General features: G+C 55.0%; 18 protein-coding genes. 11 read left to right on the top strand and 7 right to left on the bottom strand.

The window, feature by feature from the left end:
* Position 1: 1 nt before the first annotated feature.
* Both LF95_RS01015 and nadB read right to left on the bottom strand, forming a co-directional pair.
* On the bottom strand, positions 2–478 hold the full coding sequence (locus tag LF95_RS01015; protein ID WP_073954742.1) for an MOSC domain-containing protein: 477 nt from the start codon (positions 476–478) through the stop codon (positions 2–4).
* Between the two features lie 20 nt (positions 479–498).
* Positions 499–2,145: an L-aspartate oxidase gene (gene nadB / locus LF95_RS01020; RefSeq protein ID WP_073953282.1), complete on the bottom strand. Its 1,647-nt coding sequence runs from the start codon at positions 2,143–2,145 to the stop codon at positions 499–501.
* 230 nt (positions 2,146–2,375) lie between these two features.
* Between nadB and LF95_RS01025 the strand changes: the two genes are divergently transcribed.
* Positions 2,376–2,816: a GFA family protein gene (locus tag LF95_RS01025; RefSeq protein ID WP_073953283.1), complete on the top strand. Its 441-nt coding sequence runs from the start codon at positions 2,376–2,378 to the stop codon at positions 2,814–2,816.
* Positions 2,817–2,880: 64 nt separating this feature from the next.
* Here the strand turns inward: LF95_RS01025 and LF95_RS01030 are convergent, their stop codons facing one another.
* Both LF95_RS01030 and LF95_RS01035 read right to left on the bottom strand, forming a co-directional pair.
* Positions 2,881–3,843, bottom strand: a complete 963-nt coding sequence (locus tag LF95_RS01030) for an SAM-dependent methyltransferase (protein WP_073953284.1) — start codon at positions 3,841–3,843, stop codon at positions 2,881–2,883.
* A 121-nt stretch (positions 3,844–3,964) separates the two neighbouring features.
* Positions 3,965–4,570 (bottom strand): flavin reductase family protein, encoded by a 606-nt coding sequence (locus LF95_RS01035; RefSeq protein WP_073953285.1) that lies wholly within the window; start codon positions 4,568–4,570, stop codon positions 3,965–3,967.
* Between the two features lie 343 nt (positions 4,571–4,913).
* Here LF95_RS01035 and LF95_RS01040 point away from each other — a divergent pair, with 343 nt between their 5' ends.
* Positions 4,914–6,014, top strand: a complete 1,101-nt coding sequence (locus LF95_RS01040) for a site-specific DNA-methyltransferase (RefSeq protein WP_143181907.1) — start codon at positions 4,914–4,916, stop codon at positions 6,012–6,014.
* Between the two features lie 138 nt (positions 6,015–6,152).
* A complete protein-coding gene (locus tag LF95_RS01045; protein ID WP_252509614.1) occupies positions 6,153–6,362 on the top strand; it encodes a hypothetical protein in 210 nt (69 codons plus the stop codon).
* A gap of 68 nt (positions 6,363–6,430) precedes the next feature.
* Here LF95_RS01045 and mutY read toward each other — a convergent pair whose 3' ends face one another.
* The gene (gene mutY / locus LF95_RS01050) at positions 6,431–7,501 is read right to left on the bottom strand and encodes an A/G-specific adenine glycosylase (protein WP_143181908.1); all 1,071 of its coding nucleotides are present in this window, start codon (positions 7,499–7,501) and stop codon (positions 6,431–6,433) included.
* Positions 7,502–7,609: 108 nt separating this feature from the next.
* Between mutY and LF95_RS01055 the strand changes: the two genes are divergently transcribed.
* From LF95_RS01055 to LF95_RS01090, 8 genes are all read left to right on the top strand, one after another.
* Positions 7,610–8,224 carry a DUF721 domain-containing protein gene (locus LF95_RS01055; protein ID WP_073953287.1) on the top strand — a complete coding sequence of 205 codons (615 nt, stop codon included), beginning with the start codon at positions 7,610–7,612 and terminating at the stop codon, positions 8,222–8,224.
* Between the two features lie 223 nt (positions 8,225–8,447).
* Positions 8,448–9,044 (top strand): DsbA family protein, encoded by a 597-nt coding sequence (locus LF95_RS01060; protein WP_073953288.1) that lies wholly within the window; start codon positions 8,448–8,450, stop codon positions 9,042–9,044.
* A gap of 78 nt (positions 9,045–9,122) precedes the next feature.
* On the top strand, positions 9,123–12,656 hold the full coding sequence (gene smc / locus LF95_RS01065) for a chromosome segregation protein SMC (RefSeq protein ID WP_073953289.1): 3,534 nt from the start codon (positions 9,123–9,125) through the stop codon (positions 12,654–12,656).
* 294 nt (positions 12,657–12,950) lie between these two features.
* Complete coding sequence (locus LF95_RS23490) at positions 12,951–13,307, top strand: AtpZ/AtpI family protein (protein WP_073954745.1); 357 nt, start codon at positions 12,951–12,953, stop codon at positions 13,305–13,307.
* A 33-nt stretch (positions 13,308–13,340) separates the two neighbouring features.
* Positions 13,341–14,063 (top strand): F0F1 ATP synthase subunit A, encoded by a 723-nt coding sequence (locus tag LF95_RS01075; RefSeq protein ID WP_073953290.1) that lies wholly within the window; start codon positions 13,341–13,343, stop codon positions 14,061–14,063.
* 61 nt (positions 14,064–14,124) lie between these two features.
* Complete coding sequence (locus LF95_RS01080) at positions 14,125–14,349, top strand: ATP synthase subunit C family protein (RefSeq protein ID WP_073953291.1); 225 nt, start codon at positions 14,125–14,127, stop codon at positions 14,347–14,349.
* Positions 14,350–14,426: 77 nt separating this feature from the next.
* Complete coding sequence (locus tag LF95_RS01085) at positions 14,427–14,912, top strand: F0F1 ATP synthase subunit B family protein (protein ID WP_073953292.1); 486 nt, start codon at positions 14,427–14,429, stop codon at positions 14,910–14,912.
* A 5-nt stretch (positions 14,913–14,917) separates the two neighbouring features.
* A complete protein-coding gene (locus tag LF95_RS01090) occupies positions 14,918–15,421 on the top strand; it encodes a F0F1 ATP synthase subunit B family protein (protein ID WP_073953293.1) in 504 nt (167 codons plus the stop codon).
* A 109-nt stretch (positions 15,422–15,530) separates the two neighbouring features.
* On the opposite strand, the gene LF95_RS01095 is transcribed toward LF95_RS01090, so the two are convergent.
* Together LF95_RS01095 and LF95_RS01100 are read right to left on the bottom strand one after the other, a co-directional pair.
* Positions 15,531–16,277, bottom strand: coding sequence for a class I SAM-dependent methyltransferase (locus tag LF95_RS01095; RefSeq protein ID WP_215905640.1), 747 nt, complete (start codon positions 16,275–16,277; stop codon positions 15,531–15,533).
* A gap of 90 nt (positions 16,278–16,367) precedes the next feature.
* Positions 16,368–17,333, bottom strand: a complete 966-nt coding sequence (locus LF95_RS01100) for a glutathione S-transferase family protein (protein WP_073953295.1) — start codon at positions 17,331–17,333, stop codon at positions 16,368–16,370.
* Positions 17,334–17,390: the final 57 nt, after the last annotated feature.

The raw sequence follows: 17,390 nt of genomic DNA on the forward strand, positions 1-17,390 counted from the left end.
CCTAACCGGCGGTCACACGGCATACGGGGGCACCAATGGCAATTTCGGCCCCCTTGATCACCCGGCAGGTCACACCGCCGCGCCAATTGGGGCGCAGGGCTTCCTCCAGCCCGGTGGCGGCTTCTTCCATGCGTTTGCACGGGTCGGTTTCGCCTGAAACCTCCAGCACCAAATCGCCAATGGCAAACTGGGTGCCAACCTCATGGGGCAGGGCAAAACCGGAAACCAGCAGGTTGGCCCGCCGCACTGTCCAGTCCAGGTCCGGGCGGCCAATATCATTGCAGGCTGCCTGCCAGTCTTCCAGGGCCAGCACCGTGACTTTGCGCTTTTTAAGCTTGCCACGGTGATCGCCTTCAATGCCAAAATCGGTAGAGACGGCGACCAGGTCCAGTGTTTCGACCGGGGCATGGGGGGCGGCTTTACGCCCGATACCAATCAGTTTTCCGGTTGTTTGTTTCTGTTCGCCGGGACGGGACATGGCTGTCATTTCCTGTAAAATCAGTTTTTCCACTGGCCTGACACAACCCAGCGCCCGGCAAAGTTTTCAGGCACCTGGATGGTCTGGCGCGGGGTGGCGGAATCATCCCTTTCCGGGTAATCGGTGGTATAATGCAAACCACGGCTTTCATGACGCCACAGGGCGGACTGAATGATCAGCTTTGCTACAACTGACAGGTTGCGTAGTTCTAAAAGATCATTGGAAACGCGGAAATTGCCGTAATATTCGTCGATTTCCGACAGCAGCAAATCGATCCGGTGCTGGGCACGTTGCAGGCGTTTGGTGGTGCGGACAATGCCGACGAAATCCCACATCACGTTGCGCAACTGTTCCCAGTTATGGGCGACAATCACTTCTTCGTCGGAATCGGTAATGCCGGTTTCATCCCAGGGCGGCAGATCGTTGAAACGGTCATCGACCGGCAGGGCCTCGGCAATGTCCCGGGCGGCGGCATCGCCAAAGACCAGGCATTCCAGCAGCGAGTTCGATGCCAGCCGGTTAGCACCATGCAGGCCGGTGCCGGCACATTCGCCAATGGCATAAAGGCCGGTCAAATCGGTGCGCCCGCGAAGGTCGGTTAGAATACCCCCGCAGGTATAGTGGGCTGCGGGCACCACCGGGATGGGTTCGCGGGTCATATCAATGCCAAAACCCAGGCAGGTTTCGTAAATGGTAGGGAAATGTTCGCGGATAAAATCCGCCCCCTTGTGCGAAATATCCAGATACACACAATCGCTGCCCAGGCGTTTCATTTCATGGTCGATGGCGCGTGCAACAATATCGCGCGGGGCCAGTTCGCCGCGTTCGTCAAACCGGTCCATAAAGCGCGTACCATCGGGCAGCAGCAATTTGCCGCCTTCGCCGCGCACCGCCTCGGAAATCAGAAACGATTTTGCCTGCGGATGATACAGACAGGTGGGGTGAAACTGGCTAAATTCCATATTCATCACCCGGCACCCGGCACGCCAGGCCATTGCAATGCCATCTCCCGTCGAACCATCGGGGTTGGAGGTAAAGCGGTAAACCTTGCTGGCCCCGCCGGTTGCCAGCACAACGGTGCGGGCATTAAAACTTTTGACCCGCCCGGTTTTGACATCCAGCGCATAAGCCCCGACACAGCGGCGGCCTTCGCCACCCAGCTTGCGGTCTGTGACCAGGTCAATCGCCAGGTAATTTTCAAAAATATCGATATTGGAATGGTCTAGCGCCTGCTTTTGCAGGGTGGTTTGCACGGCACGCCCGGTGGCATCTGCGGCATGGACAATGCGGCGGTGGCTGTGCCCGCCTTCGCGCGTGAGATGAAAGGGCTGGTCATTGCCACCTTCCGGGTCACGGGTAAGGTCAATGCCAAGTTCATCCAGCCAGCGTATGGCGGCCGGGGCATTGCGCGCCACAAATTCGACGGTTTCGCGTTTGCATAACCCGGCACCGGCATTGAGCGTATCTTCGACATGGTTTTCAATGCTGTCTGCGGCATCAAGCACAGCGGCAATGCCACCCTGGGCCCAGTTGGTGGACCCGTCATCGATTTTGCCCTTGGACAGGACGGCAACCTTTACATGAGGGGCCACCTTCAGCGCGGTGCTTAAACCGGCAGCACCACTGCCGATGACAAGTACATCATAGTGATAAGAAAGATCGGTCATAGTTTCCCGTCATGTGAAGGGTTGTTTGCATTTTGTCCCCGCCGACGCGGCAGAATAGGACTGTGTGCGGCCAATCTCAAACATTATTGCACCCGGCTTTACGATAGACTGTTTTGAGGAATGATCCTGTCTTGCCGTGTGGGGGCCTGCTTTTTGCCCTCTTTCATGGCTTTTATGGGCAATGTCTGGCACCATGCGCCGATGTTGCGCCCGATATAAGGATACCCGTCATGACTGATAACGATCAGCACGTCACAGAGTCCGGCGTTACGGAGCAAATCTGCCATCATGGCGGCTGCCACTGTGGTGCGGTGCGCTATGAAGTGCGCGGCACGATTGATGATGTGGAACTTTGCCACTGTCATTTGTGTGCCAAGTTGCACGGCCATATCAGTGCTTATGCGTCGGTCGATAAGGATGAATTGCATCTGATTAATGAGAGTGGCCTGCGCTGGTATCGCCTGTCGGAGAAAACCGATCGCGGTTTTTGCAAGGAATGCGGATCAGCCCTTTTTTGGCGGGCGGTTCGATCAAGCAGGATTGCGATTACACCCGGTACGCTGGACGGGCCGTCGGGTGTGACAACAAAGGCTCAAATATTTTGCGCCTTCAAGGGCGATTATTACCCTATTGATCCGGCCATACCGGCCTTTGATCATGATGCGCGATAGGTAAAACAAAACGGCGAACCATCGTGTGACGGTTCGCCGCATTCTTTGAAAAAGTGCCGGATGTTTACTGGTCTGTGACGCCAGGCACCTTCATCCAGGTCAGTTCGTGTTTGTTATTGTAAAGATGAACAACCTTTGACCCCGGAATATCGGCAAATTGCGCAATGGCGGCGTGGTCGGTATCGCCCTGCATTTTGATGGTGCAGATGAAATTGGTTGCCATGCCGGTTTCCATCCACTGGTTCACCAGCCGATACAGGCGATCAGGGTAACAAATGACATCCGAACACAGCCAGTCAATCGGCCCGGTTTTTTCCGGGTCCAGACCAAATGCGCTTTCCTGACGGAAATCAACGCGCGGCAGTTTGGCAATTTTCGGGTCCAGCTTTGCCTTGTCCACTGAAATCACCGATGCCCCGGTTTCATGCAAAACCCAGGTCCAGCCACCGGGGCTGCCACCCATATCCATTGTGATCTCGCCTTCCTGCGGAAACACACCCAAACGGGTGAAGGCTTCCCACAATTTCAAATAGGCGCGGTTGGGCGGTGTGACTTTGTCTTCTTCAAATTCGACTTCGCCGTTTTTCCACGGGCTGGAACAATCCATTGCGGCAATGATGGTGTCCGGGTCAATCAGCGTCCAGGACCCCAGCGGTGCGGTGGGGGCCGGTTCGCCAAAGATCTGCCGCTTTGCCGAAACGTGGGGCAGGTTGGCTTCGATCAATTTGGCGCGGGAAAAATGGTCAAACTTGAACATTGCCCAGTTGCGCTGGTTAAAGCGCAAAATCTTGGCTGCTCCCTTGATCGAGGGAATGGCAATACGAACCGGGTTGCGCCAGACATTTTGTGCCCAGAAAACCCGTCTTTCAGGGCCGGGCGCAAACATCAGCCGGTCATGGGTTTCAATAACGTCGCCCAGTTCGGCGCGCAATTGGTCCTCGAACCCCACAGCGGCCAGATAGCCGGTGGCGTTCATTGGTTCGATCACGGCATCAATGCCGTCCGGTGCGGAAAAAATCTCTGTCATGGGCTGCTTTTACCGCGCTTTTGGGGACGGTAAAAGCAGCAAATAGAAACGTTGCCGTCAACGCAGCCTTGCCCGGACCGCATATGAAACGCGCAACATGTCGGCAGGGGCGGCCTGCCTGTTACCAGAAATCCTCGCGCCGGACGGTGAAGGTTTCGGAAATGGTGGCATATTCCTGATAGCCCAGCCGGGTTAAGGGTTCGAATTTGGTGATATCCACCATGCCGTTGCGGATAATATCATCGTTAATATGCAGGCCGACCACGGTGCCAATTATCATGCTGTTGGGGCGTTCGGCGGTGCCGCCGGGCAGATCGACAATCTGGAACACCTTGCATTCCATATGGATTGGAACACCCTTGATCAGATAGGGTTTCACCACCGAGGCTGGCAGTTTTTCCAGACCGGCATGAACAAATTCGTCTTCCTCTGCTGCAAGCGGGGCCGAGCACAGGTTAATTTCGCGCAACATTGATTTGGGCGTAACCGCCACTACAAATTCGCCCGTCGCACGGGCGTTGGCAGCACTATCGCGCGAGCCGCTACTGGCCCCAAACATTACCATCGGCGGGTTGCCGCAGATCGCATTAAAAAACGAATAGGGGGCAAGGTTGGCGTGCCCTTCGGGGCTGATGGTCGATATCCAGCCAATCGGGCGGGGCACGACACAGGCCTTGAATGGATCATGGGGAAGATTGTGCGGGGTTTTGCCCGGTTCGTAAAACATTTGGCATTCCTGTTCTGATTTTTGCCGCATTTCGCGACTAGTGAGGAAACGTTGCCAAAATAATTGGCGCAAATTTTTTGCGATGCAACCGGACTCTTTAGGGACTCTGCGGAAATCCTTAAATTTCGCGTCGCAGCCCGATTTTTCTTGTTCTTGGGAATCGCCAAAGGCGAATCGGATTTGCGAGACAAAATTTCCCAGTCTTTTGACGCTTATCCGTTAAGATTGTCTAAACAGCTGAAATTCCATCGAAAGTGAAGCGACTCCGCAATAATTTTCGGAGTCTGTTAACTTTTTGCGCCCATGATTTCCTCAAGTTTCAAGGGGGAACCGTGAAGGCATTATGACAAAGAAGCAAACTTTACCGCTTGATCAGGTTCTGGTAGGCGACTGCATCGAATTGATGAACACGCTGCCGGAAAAGTCGGTCGATCTGATCTTTGCCGATCCGCCCTATAATTTGCAATTGGGCGGTGATCTGCTGCGTCCCAACAACACCAAGGTTGATGCAGTCGATGACCATTGGGATCAATTTGACAGCTTTAACCATTATGACGAATTCAGCCGTCAATGGTTACAGGCTGCGCGCCGGGTTTTGAAAGACACGGGCGCGATCTGGGTGATCGGCTCCTATCACAATATTTACCGTGTCGGCACGGTGATGCAGGATATCGGTTACTGGATCCTCAACGACATCGTATGGCGCAAAACCAACCCGATGCCCAATTTCCGGGGCAAACGGTTTTGCAATGCGCATGAGACTTTGCTGTGGTGTTCCAAAAATGCCGAGCAAAAGGCGATTACCTTCAACTATGAAGCGATGAAGCAGCTCAATGAAGGGCTGCAGATGCGCTCCGACTGGTTGCTGCCGATTTGTTCGGGCGGGGAACGCCTGAAGGATGACAAGGGCAAAAAGGTCCATCCGACCCAGAAACCTGAAGCCCTGTTGCAGCGCGTGCTGATGGCAACCACCCGCCAGGGGGATGTGGTTTTGGACCCGTTTTTTGGTACGGGCACCACTGGTGCTGCTGCGCGCCGCTTGGGCCGCCATTTTATTGGTCTGGAGCGCGAGGAAGTTTATGCCAAGGCTGCGCGTGAGCGCATTGGCAAGGTTCAGATGCTGGATGGTGAAAGCCTGGAACTGACCGAATCCAAACGTTCCTTGCCGCGCATTCCGTTTGGCGCGGTGATCGAACGGGGCCTTTTGGCACCGGGCGACAAAATTTATGACAATCGTGGTAATGTGGCCGCCCTCGTGCGTGCCGATGGCTCGATTGCGCATAAGGATGCGGCAGGGTCGATCCATCAGGTCGGCGCACAGGTGCAGGGCGCACAGGCGTGTAATGGCTGGACATACTGGCATTACAAGTGCGATGGCCGTTTGGTCTCGATCGATAATCTTCGCAGCCAGTTGCGCAAGGAAATGGGCCAGATGTCTGCCTGAAAAGGCCTTTGATCCGTGTTTCTCACGTTAGGCTGACAGGAATGTGAAGACCGAAACGCAGCATTGCGCGTTTCGGTCTTTTCGTTTTGTTGCAAAATCTGGTATAAATTTCGGGTTGATAAGTTTAGCGGATCGGAGATGACAATGCAGATTGGTGGTTACGGTGCGGCTTATGCGCCCAATCCCATGCAGGTCCAGCAAGCTGTTGCACCGATCGCCGAAACCGGCGGCAATGATTTGCAAACCCCTGCTTCGCAGCGCGTTCAACAGGCGGCTGAAGTTGAACGCGAACAAGCCAAACCGCTGGAAAGCAGCGGTCGGGGCCAGATTGTGGATATTACCGCCTGATTTTGATGATGTTTCATCACAAAGGCCCGCGCCAGTTGAAATGGCGCGGGCCTTTGTGTTTGGGGTCTTCAAAGATGCTTTAACGCATGGCGGACGATTTTTTTCATAACCGTCGGCAGGGCGTAATCGGCCAGCCCGTCGATCGTGGTCCAGACGCCATCGGGGCCGGCATCACAATCATTTTCCACCCTTGTTGCCAAAATGGTCACATCGAGATGAAAATGGGTAAAGGTATGCCCGACCGTGCCGGATAGCTCGCGCCAGTCAGCCATAAAGGGGGCTTGCTCACGCATGATTTGATCGGGCGTATCTATCGCGCGCCATTCGCTGCCGGGAATTTCATATAACCCGCCCAAAAGCCCGCTTTCCGGGCGGCGACGGATCAGGATTGTGCCATCGTCACGCTGGACCCAAAAGGCATAGCCCACACGGGTGGGCTTGGCTGCCTTTTTGCGTTTGCGCGGTAGCTCAGGGGCGATGCCGGTTTTGCGCCCGTCACAAAAGGCCTGCCAGGGGCAAATGCCGCAGGCCGGGTTGCGCGGTGTGCAAATGGTGGCCCCCAAATCCATTAAGGCCTGGGCGTAATCGCCGGGGCGGTCGGGCGGGGTCAGGGCGGCGGATTTTTCCTTGATTTCCGGTTTGACGTCGGGCAGGGGCGTTTCCAGGGCAAACAGGCGCGAAATGACCCGTTCAATATTGCCGTCCACCGGGCTTGCGGGCCGGTTAAAGGCAATGGCGGAAACCGCTGCTGCTGTGTAAGGGCCAATGCCGGGTAGCTTTAACAGGCCTTCTTCGGTATCGGGGAATTGGCCATTATGTTCGTCGGCAACAACCTTGGCGCATTTATGCAAATTGCGCGCCCTTGCGTAATATCCCAGCCCCTGCCATGCGTGCAAAACCTCGTCCAGATCGGCATTGGCAAGGTCGGTCACGGTGGGCCAGCGGTTCAGAAAGGCCGCAAAATAGGGCCCAACCGTAATCACGGTTGTTTGCTGTAACATGATTTCAGACAGCCACACATGATAGGGATTGGGATGATCGCCCGGTTCCGAACGCCAGGGCAGGGTTCGGTGATGGCGGTCATACCATTCCAGCATGGTCTGACGAAGTGTATTGATTTCTTGATCAGTGAAATGCACGGCGGTTCCGTGATATGTTATGCCAATTGAAAAAATCGGCGAAATTGGTGACAAGTTTGCAGCGACCCTACGGAAGACGCCGCCGTGAGCAAGAGAAAAGATTTTCCCATGAGCAAAAGCAGGAATGCCGGTGATACGTCCCGGGCTTCCGGGACGGATCAGGATAATGTGCGTATTGCGGCAAAAAATGCGGCGCGCAAGCGTCAGCGCATTACGCCAATGGCTGGTGATCGTGACCGTTACAACGGTTTGCGCAACGTTGCGCCCCTGGTGTCGAGTTTAACCCGGCCGCTGGTGCGCAAGCGCGGTTTTTTTCAGGCTGAAATTCTGCTGCGCTGGGGCGAAATCGTTGGCCCGGCGCTTGAAAACTGTACCATTCCGGTTCGCTTTACCCCGCCACGCGGCGAAAATGGCGGCGGGGGGACGCTTATGGTGCGGGTTTCCGGGCCAATGGCGCTGGAATTGCAACACCGCATGCCGCAAATCATTGATCGGGTGAATACCTATTTTGGCTATCGGGCGGTAGAACGCATCAAAATGATGCAGGGCGAAATCTCGCGACCGGAAAAGCGCGTGCACCGCCCGGAACATGTGCCGGAAGGCCCCATTAGCCAGGATAGCGAAAAAGTGATCAATGAAATCGAAGACCCGGCCCTGCGGGAAGTGCTATTGCGTTTGGGTCGTCATATCAGTGGTGCCGGAAAAGGCCAGGGCGGAAAATGACTTTATGTCGTCCTGGTTGAATTGATCCGGCAATGATGTGTTTGCGATCGGCTGGTGGTGGCTGTTTTTGTCGAATCAGTTTGCGGCAAAAGATCAACATGGATTTGCCCGATTTCCGGGTGATATTTGCGACTCGTTGGTTTAACGACTGTTGCGGGGCGATGTTGACTTGGCAGGCGCAACCGGCTTGTAATCGCAAAAGTTTGTTATAACGGAGGTTTCCTTGCTTAAGCCGTTCAAATACCTTGTCGCGGTGGTGGGTGTTTCCCTGGCGGCGTTGACCGCACAGGGGGCGCAGGCCCTGGAATATAAAGAACATGTTATGGGTGCCGAAAATGCACCGGTGACGATTGTCGAATACGCATCCTTTACCTGCCCGCACTGTGCACGTTTTGCCAACGAGGTATTTCCCGAGGTCAAAAAAGACCTGATCGATACCGGCAAGGTGAAGTGGATTTACCGTGATTACCCGCTTGATGGAGTTGCCCTGCGGGCATCAGCCGTGGCTCAGTGCGCGGGGGATGACCGTTATTTTGGCGTGCTGGAATTGCTGTTCAAATCACAGATGGAATGGGCGCGCAGCAAAGACCCGATTGAAGGTATCAAACAGACGGTGCGTTTTGCCGGTATGGATGGCGATGCGGTTGATGCCTGCCTGGCCGATGAACAGCTGATCAACGGGATCGTCGGATCGCGTATGGAAGCCGAACAGAAATATAACGTTAATTCAACGCCGACTTTCCTGATTGATGGCAAAACCTATGCCGGTGAGAAAGATCTGGAATTTTTCACCGACAAGGTCAATGACCTGACCAAATAATTGATTGAAACTTGCTTTACCGGCGCGTTAAGGAATGCGCCGGTAAAAACACGGGCCTTTATCGGCCAGGGGAACTGATTGGTCCAATTCAAGTCGCTGCGCCTGACGGGATTTAAATCCTTCGTCGATTCAACCGAATTGCTGGTCGAAGACGGGCTGACAGGTGTTGTCGGTCCGAATGGCTGTGGCAAATCCAATCTGGTTGAAGCGTTGCGCTGGGTGATGGGCGAAACATCGGCCAAGCAGATGCGCGGGTCGGACATGTCCGACGTGATTTTTGGCGGCACATCCACGCGCCCGGCCCGCAATGTTGCCGAAGTTGCCGTGGTGCTTGATAACAGCGAACATCGCGCCCCGGCGATGTTTAACGAACACGAGGAACTGGAAGTTGTCCGCCGTATCGAACGCGGCGGGGGCTCCAATTACAAGGTGAATGGCAAGGATGTCCGTGCGCGTGACGTGCAATTGCTGTTTGCCGATGCCGCAACCGGTGCGCGGTCCAACGCGATGGTGTCGCAGGGTAAAATTGGTGCGCTGATCGGGGCAAAACCTTCTCAGCGTCGTTTGGTGCTGGAAGAAGCCGCCGGGATTACCGGGCTGCATTCGCGCCGCCACGAGGCCGAATTACGCCTGAAAAACGCTGAGCAAAATCTGGAACGTCTCGAAGATGTTCTCGTCACGTTAGATAGCCAGATTGCATCACTGCAAAAACAGGCTCGCCAGGCCCAGCGCTATCGCAAGTTAAGCGAAAGTATTCGCCAGACTGAAGCCCTGCTGTTTCATATTCGCTGGCAGGAAGCCGCCAAGCGCCAGCAGGATGCCCGGGAATTGCTGGTGGCGGGGGAATCGGCGGTGCGCGATTTGACCGGTGAAGTGACCCGGGCCACCACCGAACAGGCGCATATTGCCGCCAGCCTGCCCGATTTGCGCAAACAGGAAGCCGAAGCCAGTGCCGCCCTGCAGCGCCTTGTGATTGAACGTGAAGGGCTGGATAAAGAAAAGCAGCAGATAGATACGCAAATGGCGCAGTTGCGCGCCCGTATTCAGCAAATAGATGCCGACCTTGCCCGTGAAGCCGAACTGGCCAATGACGCACAAGGGGCGCTGGAAAAGCTGAAACGCGAACGCCAGGATTTGCGCGATGCCCAGGGCGGCGAAGATGATGAACTGGACGATGCCCGTGAACGGGTGGTCGAAAAAGCCCAGCGGGTTGAAGAACTGGAAGGCCTGGTTGATGAATTGACCAGCCGGGCTGCGGCTGAGGAAGCCCGGCTAAAATCCGTTCAGCAGCGTTTATCCGAACTGGGCGCACGCCGTATTCGTCTGACGGACCGTTATGACGAGGCCGTTGCCAAGCTGGATGATATTCGAGTTGAAGCCGATTTTAGCGATGCCCTTGAAGATGCCGAAATGGCGCTTGAGGAATGCGAAGAAACGGTTGAACAGCGCAAAATGGCGATTGAAGACGCCGAAATGCGCGTTGCCGAATTGCATGACCGTGAAGATGCCGCCAAAATTGCCGAAAATCAGGCGCGTGATGCCCAGCGCGATGTCGAATCGCGCCTGGCCCGCCTGAGCGCCGAGATCGAAGCCCTCGAAGGGCTGGTGAAAGGCAGTAGCGATGGGCAATATTCCCCGATTATTGAACAGATTACGGTTCAGCCCGGTTTGGAACTGGCGGTGGCTGCGGCCCTTGGCGAAGACCTTGATGCGTCTGACGCGCCCGAAGCCCCGACCCATTGGGCCGGTGTAGACCCATTGCCTGATGATCCGGCCTTGCCAGAAAATGTCCAGGCGCTGGCAAAGTTTGTCCAGGCACCGGCCTTGCTTAACCGTCGCCTTTGGCAAATTGGTGTTGTTGAAGACGACTCCACGGGGAACTGGTTGTGCAAGGACCTTAAAACCGGTCAGCGGCTGGTTTCAAAGGATGGGTCGTTGTGGCGCTGGGATGGGTATCGCATTTTGGCCGGGGCGGAATTGCCTGCTGCCGTGCGCTTGCGCCAGCGCAACCGCCTTGATGAATTACGCAGCGAGCGCGACGAAATTGAGGGCCTGGTTGAAGAAAGCATCGAACGGGCCGAACTGGCGCGTGAAACGCTGGAACGCCTGAATGACGAAATCGCCGAGGCCCGCGCTGGCGAACAGGAAGCCCACCGGGCCGCACGCGAGGCCGACGGCCAACTATCAAGGGCGCGCGAGGAAATTGCCAATATCAAACGCGATGCCAGCGCCATTGAAAGCCGCCTGCAAGCTGCCGAGGACGTGGTGAACCGCACCCGGCAGGATTTGGATGAACTGATTGCCGAGCAGGAAGAGCTTGCCGCCACCCCGCAGGAAAGCAGCGACGGGCTTATCGAGATCAAGGCGGAGCTGAATGAAAAGCGCGCCGATCTTTCTGATGCGCGGGCTGATCAGATGGAAGCGCGCAGCCAGCTTGAACGCATGCAGCGCGATATGTCCGGGCGGCGCAAACGGCTGGAATTTGTTGAAAACGAAATTGCCACCTGGAATGAACGTGCATCAGGTGCCGGGGACCGTGTTGCCCAGCTGCGCGAACGCCAGGAAGAGGCGCAAATGGAGCTCGAAGAGCTTGAACTGCGGCCCGATGAGATTGAAGAACGCCGCGCCATTTTGACCGACCGTGTTGGTTTGGCCGAGCAGGAACGCAAAGATAGCGCGGACCGGCTGGTTAGTGCCGAAACCGCCCAGCGCGATGCCGACCAGGCCCTGAAGGATGCCGAACAGAAACTGGCCGAGGCCCGCGAAGGGCGCGTGCGCTGTGAGGCACTGCTGGAACAGGCTGAACAGCACCGTAAGGACCTGATCGAGCGTATCCGTGAACGGGTTAATGCAACCCCGGACCAATTGCCAGAACTGGCACTGCTGGATCAAGGCGAAGCCCTGCCATCGGAAGGCGATATTGAAGCCCGTTTGGGCAGACAAACCCGCGAACGTGAAAATCTGGGGGCGGTGAACCTGCGCGCCGAGGTCGAGCTTGCGGAAATGGAAGAACAGAAAAACACGCTTGTAACCGAGCGTGACGACCTGCTGGCCGCGATTGACAAATTGCGCAACGGTATCAGCCAACTCAACCGCGAAGCCCGTCAGCGCCTGAATAAGGCGTTTGAGGAGGTCGATAAACACTTCCAGCAGCTGTTTGTGCGCCTGTTTGGCGGCGGACATGCCCATTTGATGTTGACGGATGCGGATGATCCACTGAATGCCGGGCTGGAAATCATGGCATCACCGCCGGGTAAAAAGTTGCAGCATCTGTCACTTTTGTCGGGTGGGGAGCAGGCCCTGACCGCAATGGCGCTGTTATTTGCCGTCTTTATGACCAACCCTGCCCCGATTTGCGTGCTTGACGAAGTGGATGCCCCGCTTGACGATGCCAACGTGGACCGCTTCTGCCGTTTGCTTGAGGCCATTGGTCGCCATGCCAATACCCGGTTCATGGTTATTACTCACCATCGTATGACGATGGCGCGGATGAATCGCCTGTTTGGTGTGACGATGGCAGAGCGGGGGGTGTCCTCTCTGGTGTCGGTTGATTTGCGCCAGGCGGAAGTTTATTCGCAAAAAGAACAGCATGAACTGGATTTGACCTCTTAGGGCAAATCCAGAACCTGAAGAGCCGTTTGATGCGGCGAAACCCAGGAAAACCGCCGGTTGCAAGGGGTTCTGCCGTGTTTTCGGACTGGGCGTGAAGGGAGTGATCCCGAACACACCTGACCCTGTTTTAGGCTGTTTTTTCGCCAAAAGTTATTATTTTTCAATTTGTTAAATGGGGTTTTCAATGCTGGCGGCATCCGGGTTTTACGGCTTGACAGCCTATGGGGGGCTAAGTATGTTGCCCGCGCCTTTCCTTGTGTTGCAGGCAAGGCTGTCACAGCGGGGTTTGTCACAGTGAGCGAAGATAAAGATCGCGCTTCTTTGGCCGAACTGGATCGCAAATTGACGGCCGTGGCTGGACGGCGTGAAGAAAAGCATGGCCCGGTTTCGGGTGGCCGGAAAAGTTCATCGGCAGGCATGGCATTAGGCATGCGCATATCGGCGGAAATGATCGCTTCGATTGTGGTCGGATTGCTGATTGGTTGGGGACTGGACCGGTTTTTTAATACGATGCCTTTGTTACTTGTCCTTTTTGTCATTCTTGGGGCAGGTGCCGGGGGTCTTAACGCCTATCGCGCAGCCAAAGGGTATGATAGTGCCATTGGACTTGGGCGCGCGATGGGGAAGCCCAAGCAGGGGGACAAGGAATAATCCTTGGCCTGACAAGATTGAGCGAGGATTACGGTGGCTGGACCGCTAGAGCAGTTTGAAATCAAGCCGTTGGCTGAAATCTCGGCAGGTGGCTTTGATATTTCCTTCACCAATTCCGCCCTTTGGATGGTGATCGCAGCCGTTCTCGTAACGGCGTTCATGACGCTTAGCATGCGTCGTGGCGCACTGGTGCCAGGTCGTTGGCAGGGTGCAGCCGAGGTGATGTATGAATTCGTCGCCAACATGCTCAAAGATAATGTGGGAACCGCCGGGCGCAAGTATTTCCCGTTCGTTTTCACGCTTTTCATGTTTGTGCTGTTCGGGAACCTTTTGGGGATGATCCCGCACGGCTTTGCCTTTACGAGCCACATTATCGTGACCTTCGCGATGGCTCTGGTGATTTTTATCGGTGTGACGATTATCGGTTTTGCGCGCCACGGAACGCATTATCTGCGTATGTTCTTCCCGGAAGGTGCCCCGATAGCAACCGCGATCATTTTGATCCCGATTGAGATCATTTCCTATTTCTCTCGTCCGTTCAGCCTGGCAATCCGACTTTTCGCTAATATGACTGTCGGCCACATCATGCTGAAAGTGATTGGCGGGTTCGTCGGACTTATCGGCATTTTCGGCGTGCTTCCCTTCGCGATGCTGACGGGGATTACCGTTCTGGAGTTCGGCATTGCTGCGCTTCAGGCCTATGTTTACACAATTCTCACCTGCATCTATCTCCATGATGCAATTCACATGCACTGATGTGCTGTGGACTGGTGTGATCTTTTCTTATTGCCTTTAAGAAATTCGAAAGGGTGAAGTTATGGAACTCGATGCTGCGAAAATGATCGGTGCTGGCCTGGCTGCTATTGGTATGATTGGTGCCGGTATCGGGGTGGGTAACATTTGGTCGAGCCTGATTGCGACCGTTGGCCGTAACCCGGCTGCCAAAGCTGACGTTGAACTTTATGGCTGGATCGGCTTTGCCGTTACCGAAGCTATTGCACTGTTCGCACTCGTCGTTGCGCTGATCGTTCTGTTCGGCTAATCGGCGCCTTTTGCGCGAATACTCGGCCCGGCGAGGGTTCGTTCTCTCGCCGGCGTCGTTGAATTCGGGAGTAGGCTATGCCGCAGTTTGATATTTCGTCGTTCCCGTCCCAGATTTTCTGGCTGTTTGTTGTTTTCGTCATCCTGTATATCCTGATGTCGAAAATCGCACTGCCGAAAGTTGGTGACGTTCTGGAACGTCGTCACAAGACTATCGAAGACAACCTTGGCAAGGCACGGGCGTTGAAAGACGAAACCGATGCCGCCATCGCACGGTATGAAGCAGCCCTGGCCGAAGCCCGGGATGCCGCCCATGCCGACATTCGCGAAGCATCGGAAAAGGCAGCCGCACAGCAGGCCGCTGAAACCGAGGCACTGGCCAGGAAAATGTCTGAAAAGACATCCGCAGCCGAAAAACGGATTGCAGATGCCAAGACTGCCGCCCTGGGTGGCGTGTCTGAGGCCGCGGCTGATATTGCCCGCGAAGCAACTGCAAAACTGATCGGCGTCAAGGTCCAGACCAAAACTGCAGAAAGCGCAGTTTCGGCAGTCATTGGGGAGTAAACACCTTGGAAGCAGAACACGGTAGTTTCTTCACCAATCCGGAAACCTGGGTAACTTTTGCGTTCCTTTTGGTTGTCGTTTTTGGCGGCCTTAAGGTTGTGAAAGGTATCTCGGCAGCACTTGATAAGCGGTCGAGCAAGATTTCCAATGAACTTGACGAAGCCCAGCGCCTGCGTGAGGAAGCTCAGGAGCTTCTGGCCAAATATCAGGCCAAGCAGCGCGAGGCCCTGAAAGAGGCGGATGAAATCCGTGCTCATGCCAAGTCTGAAGCCGATCGGATGCTGGCAAGTGCCAAGGCCGAGCTGGAAGCGTCGCTCAAGCGTCGTGAACAGCAGGCAATGGACCGCATCAGCAACCTGGAAGCCCAGGCCGTGGCTGAAGTTCGTGCCCGTGTGGCCGAAATCGCCACCCAGGCGACCCTTGCAATGGTGACTGAAAAGGCAACCGGCGCGAAGGCTGAAGAACTGGTTGATAATGCGATTGCCGAAATCAAAGGCCGTCTGAATTAATTTTCAGATCTGCATATCACATGTTTAAACCCCCAAGGCTTATGCTTTGGGGGTTTTTTCATGATTTTGCGGCCTGCCTGGAAGCGTTTTGGTTTAAAGACAAATCGCTTTAGAGTTTTTGGGCTGCCAATATCAAAAAGGGTGGCCGACGACGGTGTTTGTGCCATTTGGCATCGGTTGCTTCTTTTACCGGTTCGGGCTCCAACAACCGGATGATCTGCAACCCGGCATCGAGCAGACCATTGACATAGGTTTCGACGGTGCGGTGATATTTTATAACATCATCAACAAACCAGTGTGTTTGCCGCGGACCTTCATCACGGTAATTATCCACCGGCCAGAATTGTTTATCGCCCGCTTCATCCAGATGCCATTGCTGTTCGGCAAGGGCGGTGCAGATGGGATGTTCGACGGAAAAGACCAATCGGCCCCCGGGTTTAAGCCGGTTTGATATATCGACAAGTGCGGCAGGGTAATCGGCAACATAATGTAGTGCCAAAGACGATATGATCAGATCAAACGGTCTATTGGCACTTTCTATGGCAGCCAGATTTTCAATTGCGCCCTGGGCAAACAGGATTGCCGGGTCGTTTGTCATTTGCCGGGCTGCATCCAGCATTTTACGGGATACATCAATGGCTGTCACCGATGCGGCCTGTTGTTGCCGGGCATAGCGGGCAAAATCACCAAAGCCGCAGCCAAGGTCGAGAATCTCCAACCCTGCCAAGTGTGGCGGCAGCAGGCTACGCAGGGCGGGTTGTTCCAGAACATCGTTCAGGCCCGTGCCGGTTTGCCGCAAGGAACGATAGCCTTCATGGAAGGTTGGGTCGTCATAGATATTTTGGATTTCAGGCATGGGGATCACCATCAAACAGGTCGGGGACTTTGTTTGTGACCTGTTTGATGGCGTGCCGCAAGTGGCAGGCAAAACGAACGATAAGGTCGCTTAGCCTTCAAACCGTTTTGCGCGATCATGCGGGGCGTTAAAGTCCAGATCCGGGCCAACCGGGACAATGCCGGTCGGGTTGATCATGGTGTGGCTTTCGTAATAATGGCCCTTGATATGATCAAAATGGACGGTCTCAGCAATACCGGGCTGTTGGTAAAGGTCCCGGGTATAGGCCCAAAGGTTGGGAAAATCCTTGAGCATGCGGATATTGCATTTGAAATGCCCGTGATACACCGCGTCAAAGCGGATCAGGGTGGTAAACAGGCGCCAGTCTGCCTCGGTCAGGGTATTCCCGACCAGGTAACGCTGCGATGACAGCCGTTCTTCCAGCCAGTCCAGGGTTGAAAACAGGGTTTCGACGGCCTCTTCATAGGCCTGCTGTTTGGTAGCAAAGCCCGATTTGTAAACTCCGTTATTGACATCGTCATAGACGCGTTCGTTCACCTTATCAATTTCGGCGCGCAGATGTTCGGGGTAATAGTCGCCTTCTTTTGCCCCCTGTCCGTCAAAGGCTGTATTGAGAATGCGGATGATCTCCGAAGATTCGTTATTGACGATGGTGTTGTTCTTTTTGTCCCACAAGACGGGAACGGTGACGCGCCCGGTATAATCCGGGTCGGCATCGGTATAGACCTGATACATGAAATCGTGACCACCAAGGTCGTCAACCAGGTCCTCTTCGGGGGAAAATTCCCAACCGTTTTCCAGCATCCGCCAGTGCACGACGGAAACGGAAATCATGTCTTCCAGGCCTTTGAGCTTGCGGAAAATCAGCGCACGATGCGCCCACGGGCAGGCATAGGAAACATAGAGGTGATAGCGACCCTTTTCCGCCGGGAAAGGCGCATCGGCATCAGGGGAAATTTCGTTGCGAAAGGCACTTTCCTGACGCTTGAATTTACCGCCGGTGGATTTGGTGTCGTACCACTGGTCTTTCCAGATACCGTCAACCAGCAATCCCATAATGATATCCTTCCTGTTCGGTCAGCCATATTTTGACCAGCGTGCGTCTTTAACGAT

Source organism: Thalassospira sp. TSL5-1 (genome assembly GCF_001907695.1).
Classification (GTDB): domain Bacteria; phylum Pseudomonadota; class Alphaproteobacteria; order Rhodospirillales; family Thalassospiraceae; genus Thalassospira.

Coding starts and splice junctions, on each gene's coding strand:
- LF95_RS01030 (WP_073953284.1), bottom strand. CDS start 3,843: ATGACAGAGATTTTTTCCGCACCGGACGGCATTGATGCCGTGATCGAA.
- LF95_RS01085 (WP_073953292.1), top strand. CDS start 14,427: ATGCCGCAGTTTGATATTTCGTCGTTCCCGTCCCAGATTTTCTGGCTG.
- nadB (WP_073953282.1), bottom strand. CDS start 2,145: ATGACCGATCTTTCTTATCACTATGATGTACTTGTCATCGGCAGTGGT.
- LF95_RS01035 (WP_073953285.1), bottom strand. CDS start 4,570: ATGTTTTACGAACCGGGCAAAACCCCGCACAATCTTCCCCATGATCCA.
- LF95_RS01095 (WP_215905640.1), bottom strand. CDS start 16,277: ATGCCTGAAATCCAAAATATCTATGACGACCCAACCTTCCATGAAGGC.
- LF95_RS01015 (WP_073954742.1), bottom strand. CDS start 478: ATGTCCCGTCCCGGCGAACAGAAACAAACAACCGGAAAACTGATTGGT.
- LF95_RS01100 (WP_073953295.1), bottom strand. CDS start 17,333: ATGGGATTGCTGGTTGACGGTATCTGGAAAGACCAGTGGTACGACACC.
- LF95_RS01025 (WP_073953283.1), top strand. CDS start 2,376: ATGACTGATAACGATCAGCACGTCACAGAGTCCGGCGTTACGGAGCAA.
- LF95_RS01055 (WP_073953287.1), top strand. CDS start 7,610: ATGAGCAAAAGCAGGAATGCCGGTGATACGTCCCGGGCTTCCGGGACG.
- LF95_RS01080 (WP_073953291.1), top strand. CDS start 14,125: ATGGAACTCGATGCTGCGAAAATGATCGGTGCTGGCCTGGCTGCTATT.
- LF95_RS01045 (WP_252509614.1), top strand. CDS start 6,153: ATGACAATGCAGATTGGTGGTTACGGTGCGGCTTATGCGCCCAATCCC.
- LF95_RS01040 (WP_143181907.1), top strand. CDS start 4,914: ATGACAAAGAAGCAAACTTTACCGCTTGATCAGGTTCTGGTAGGCGAC.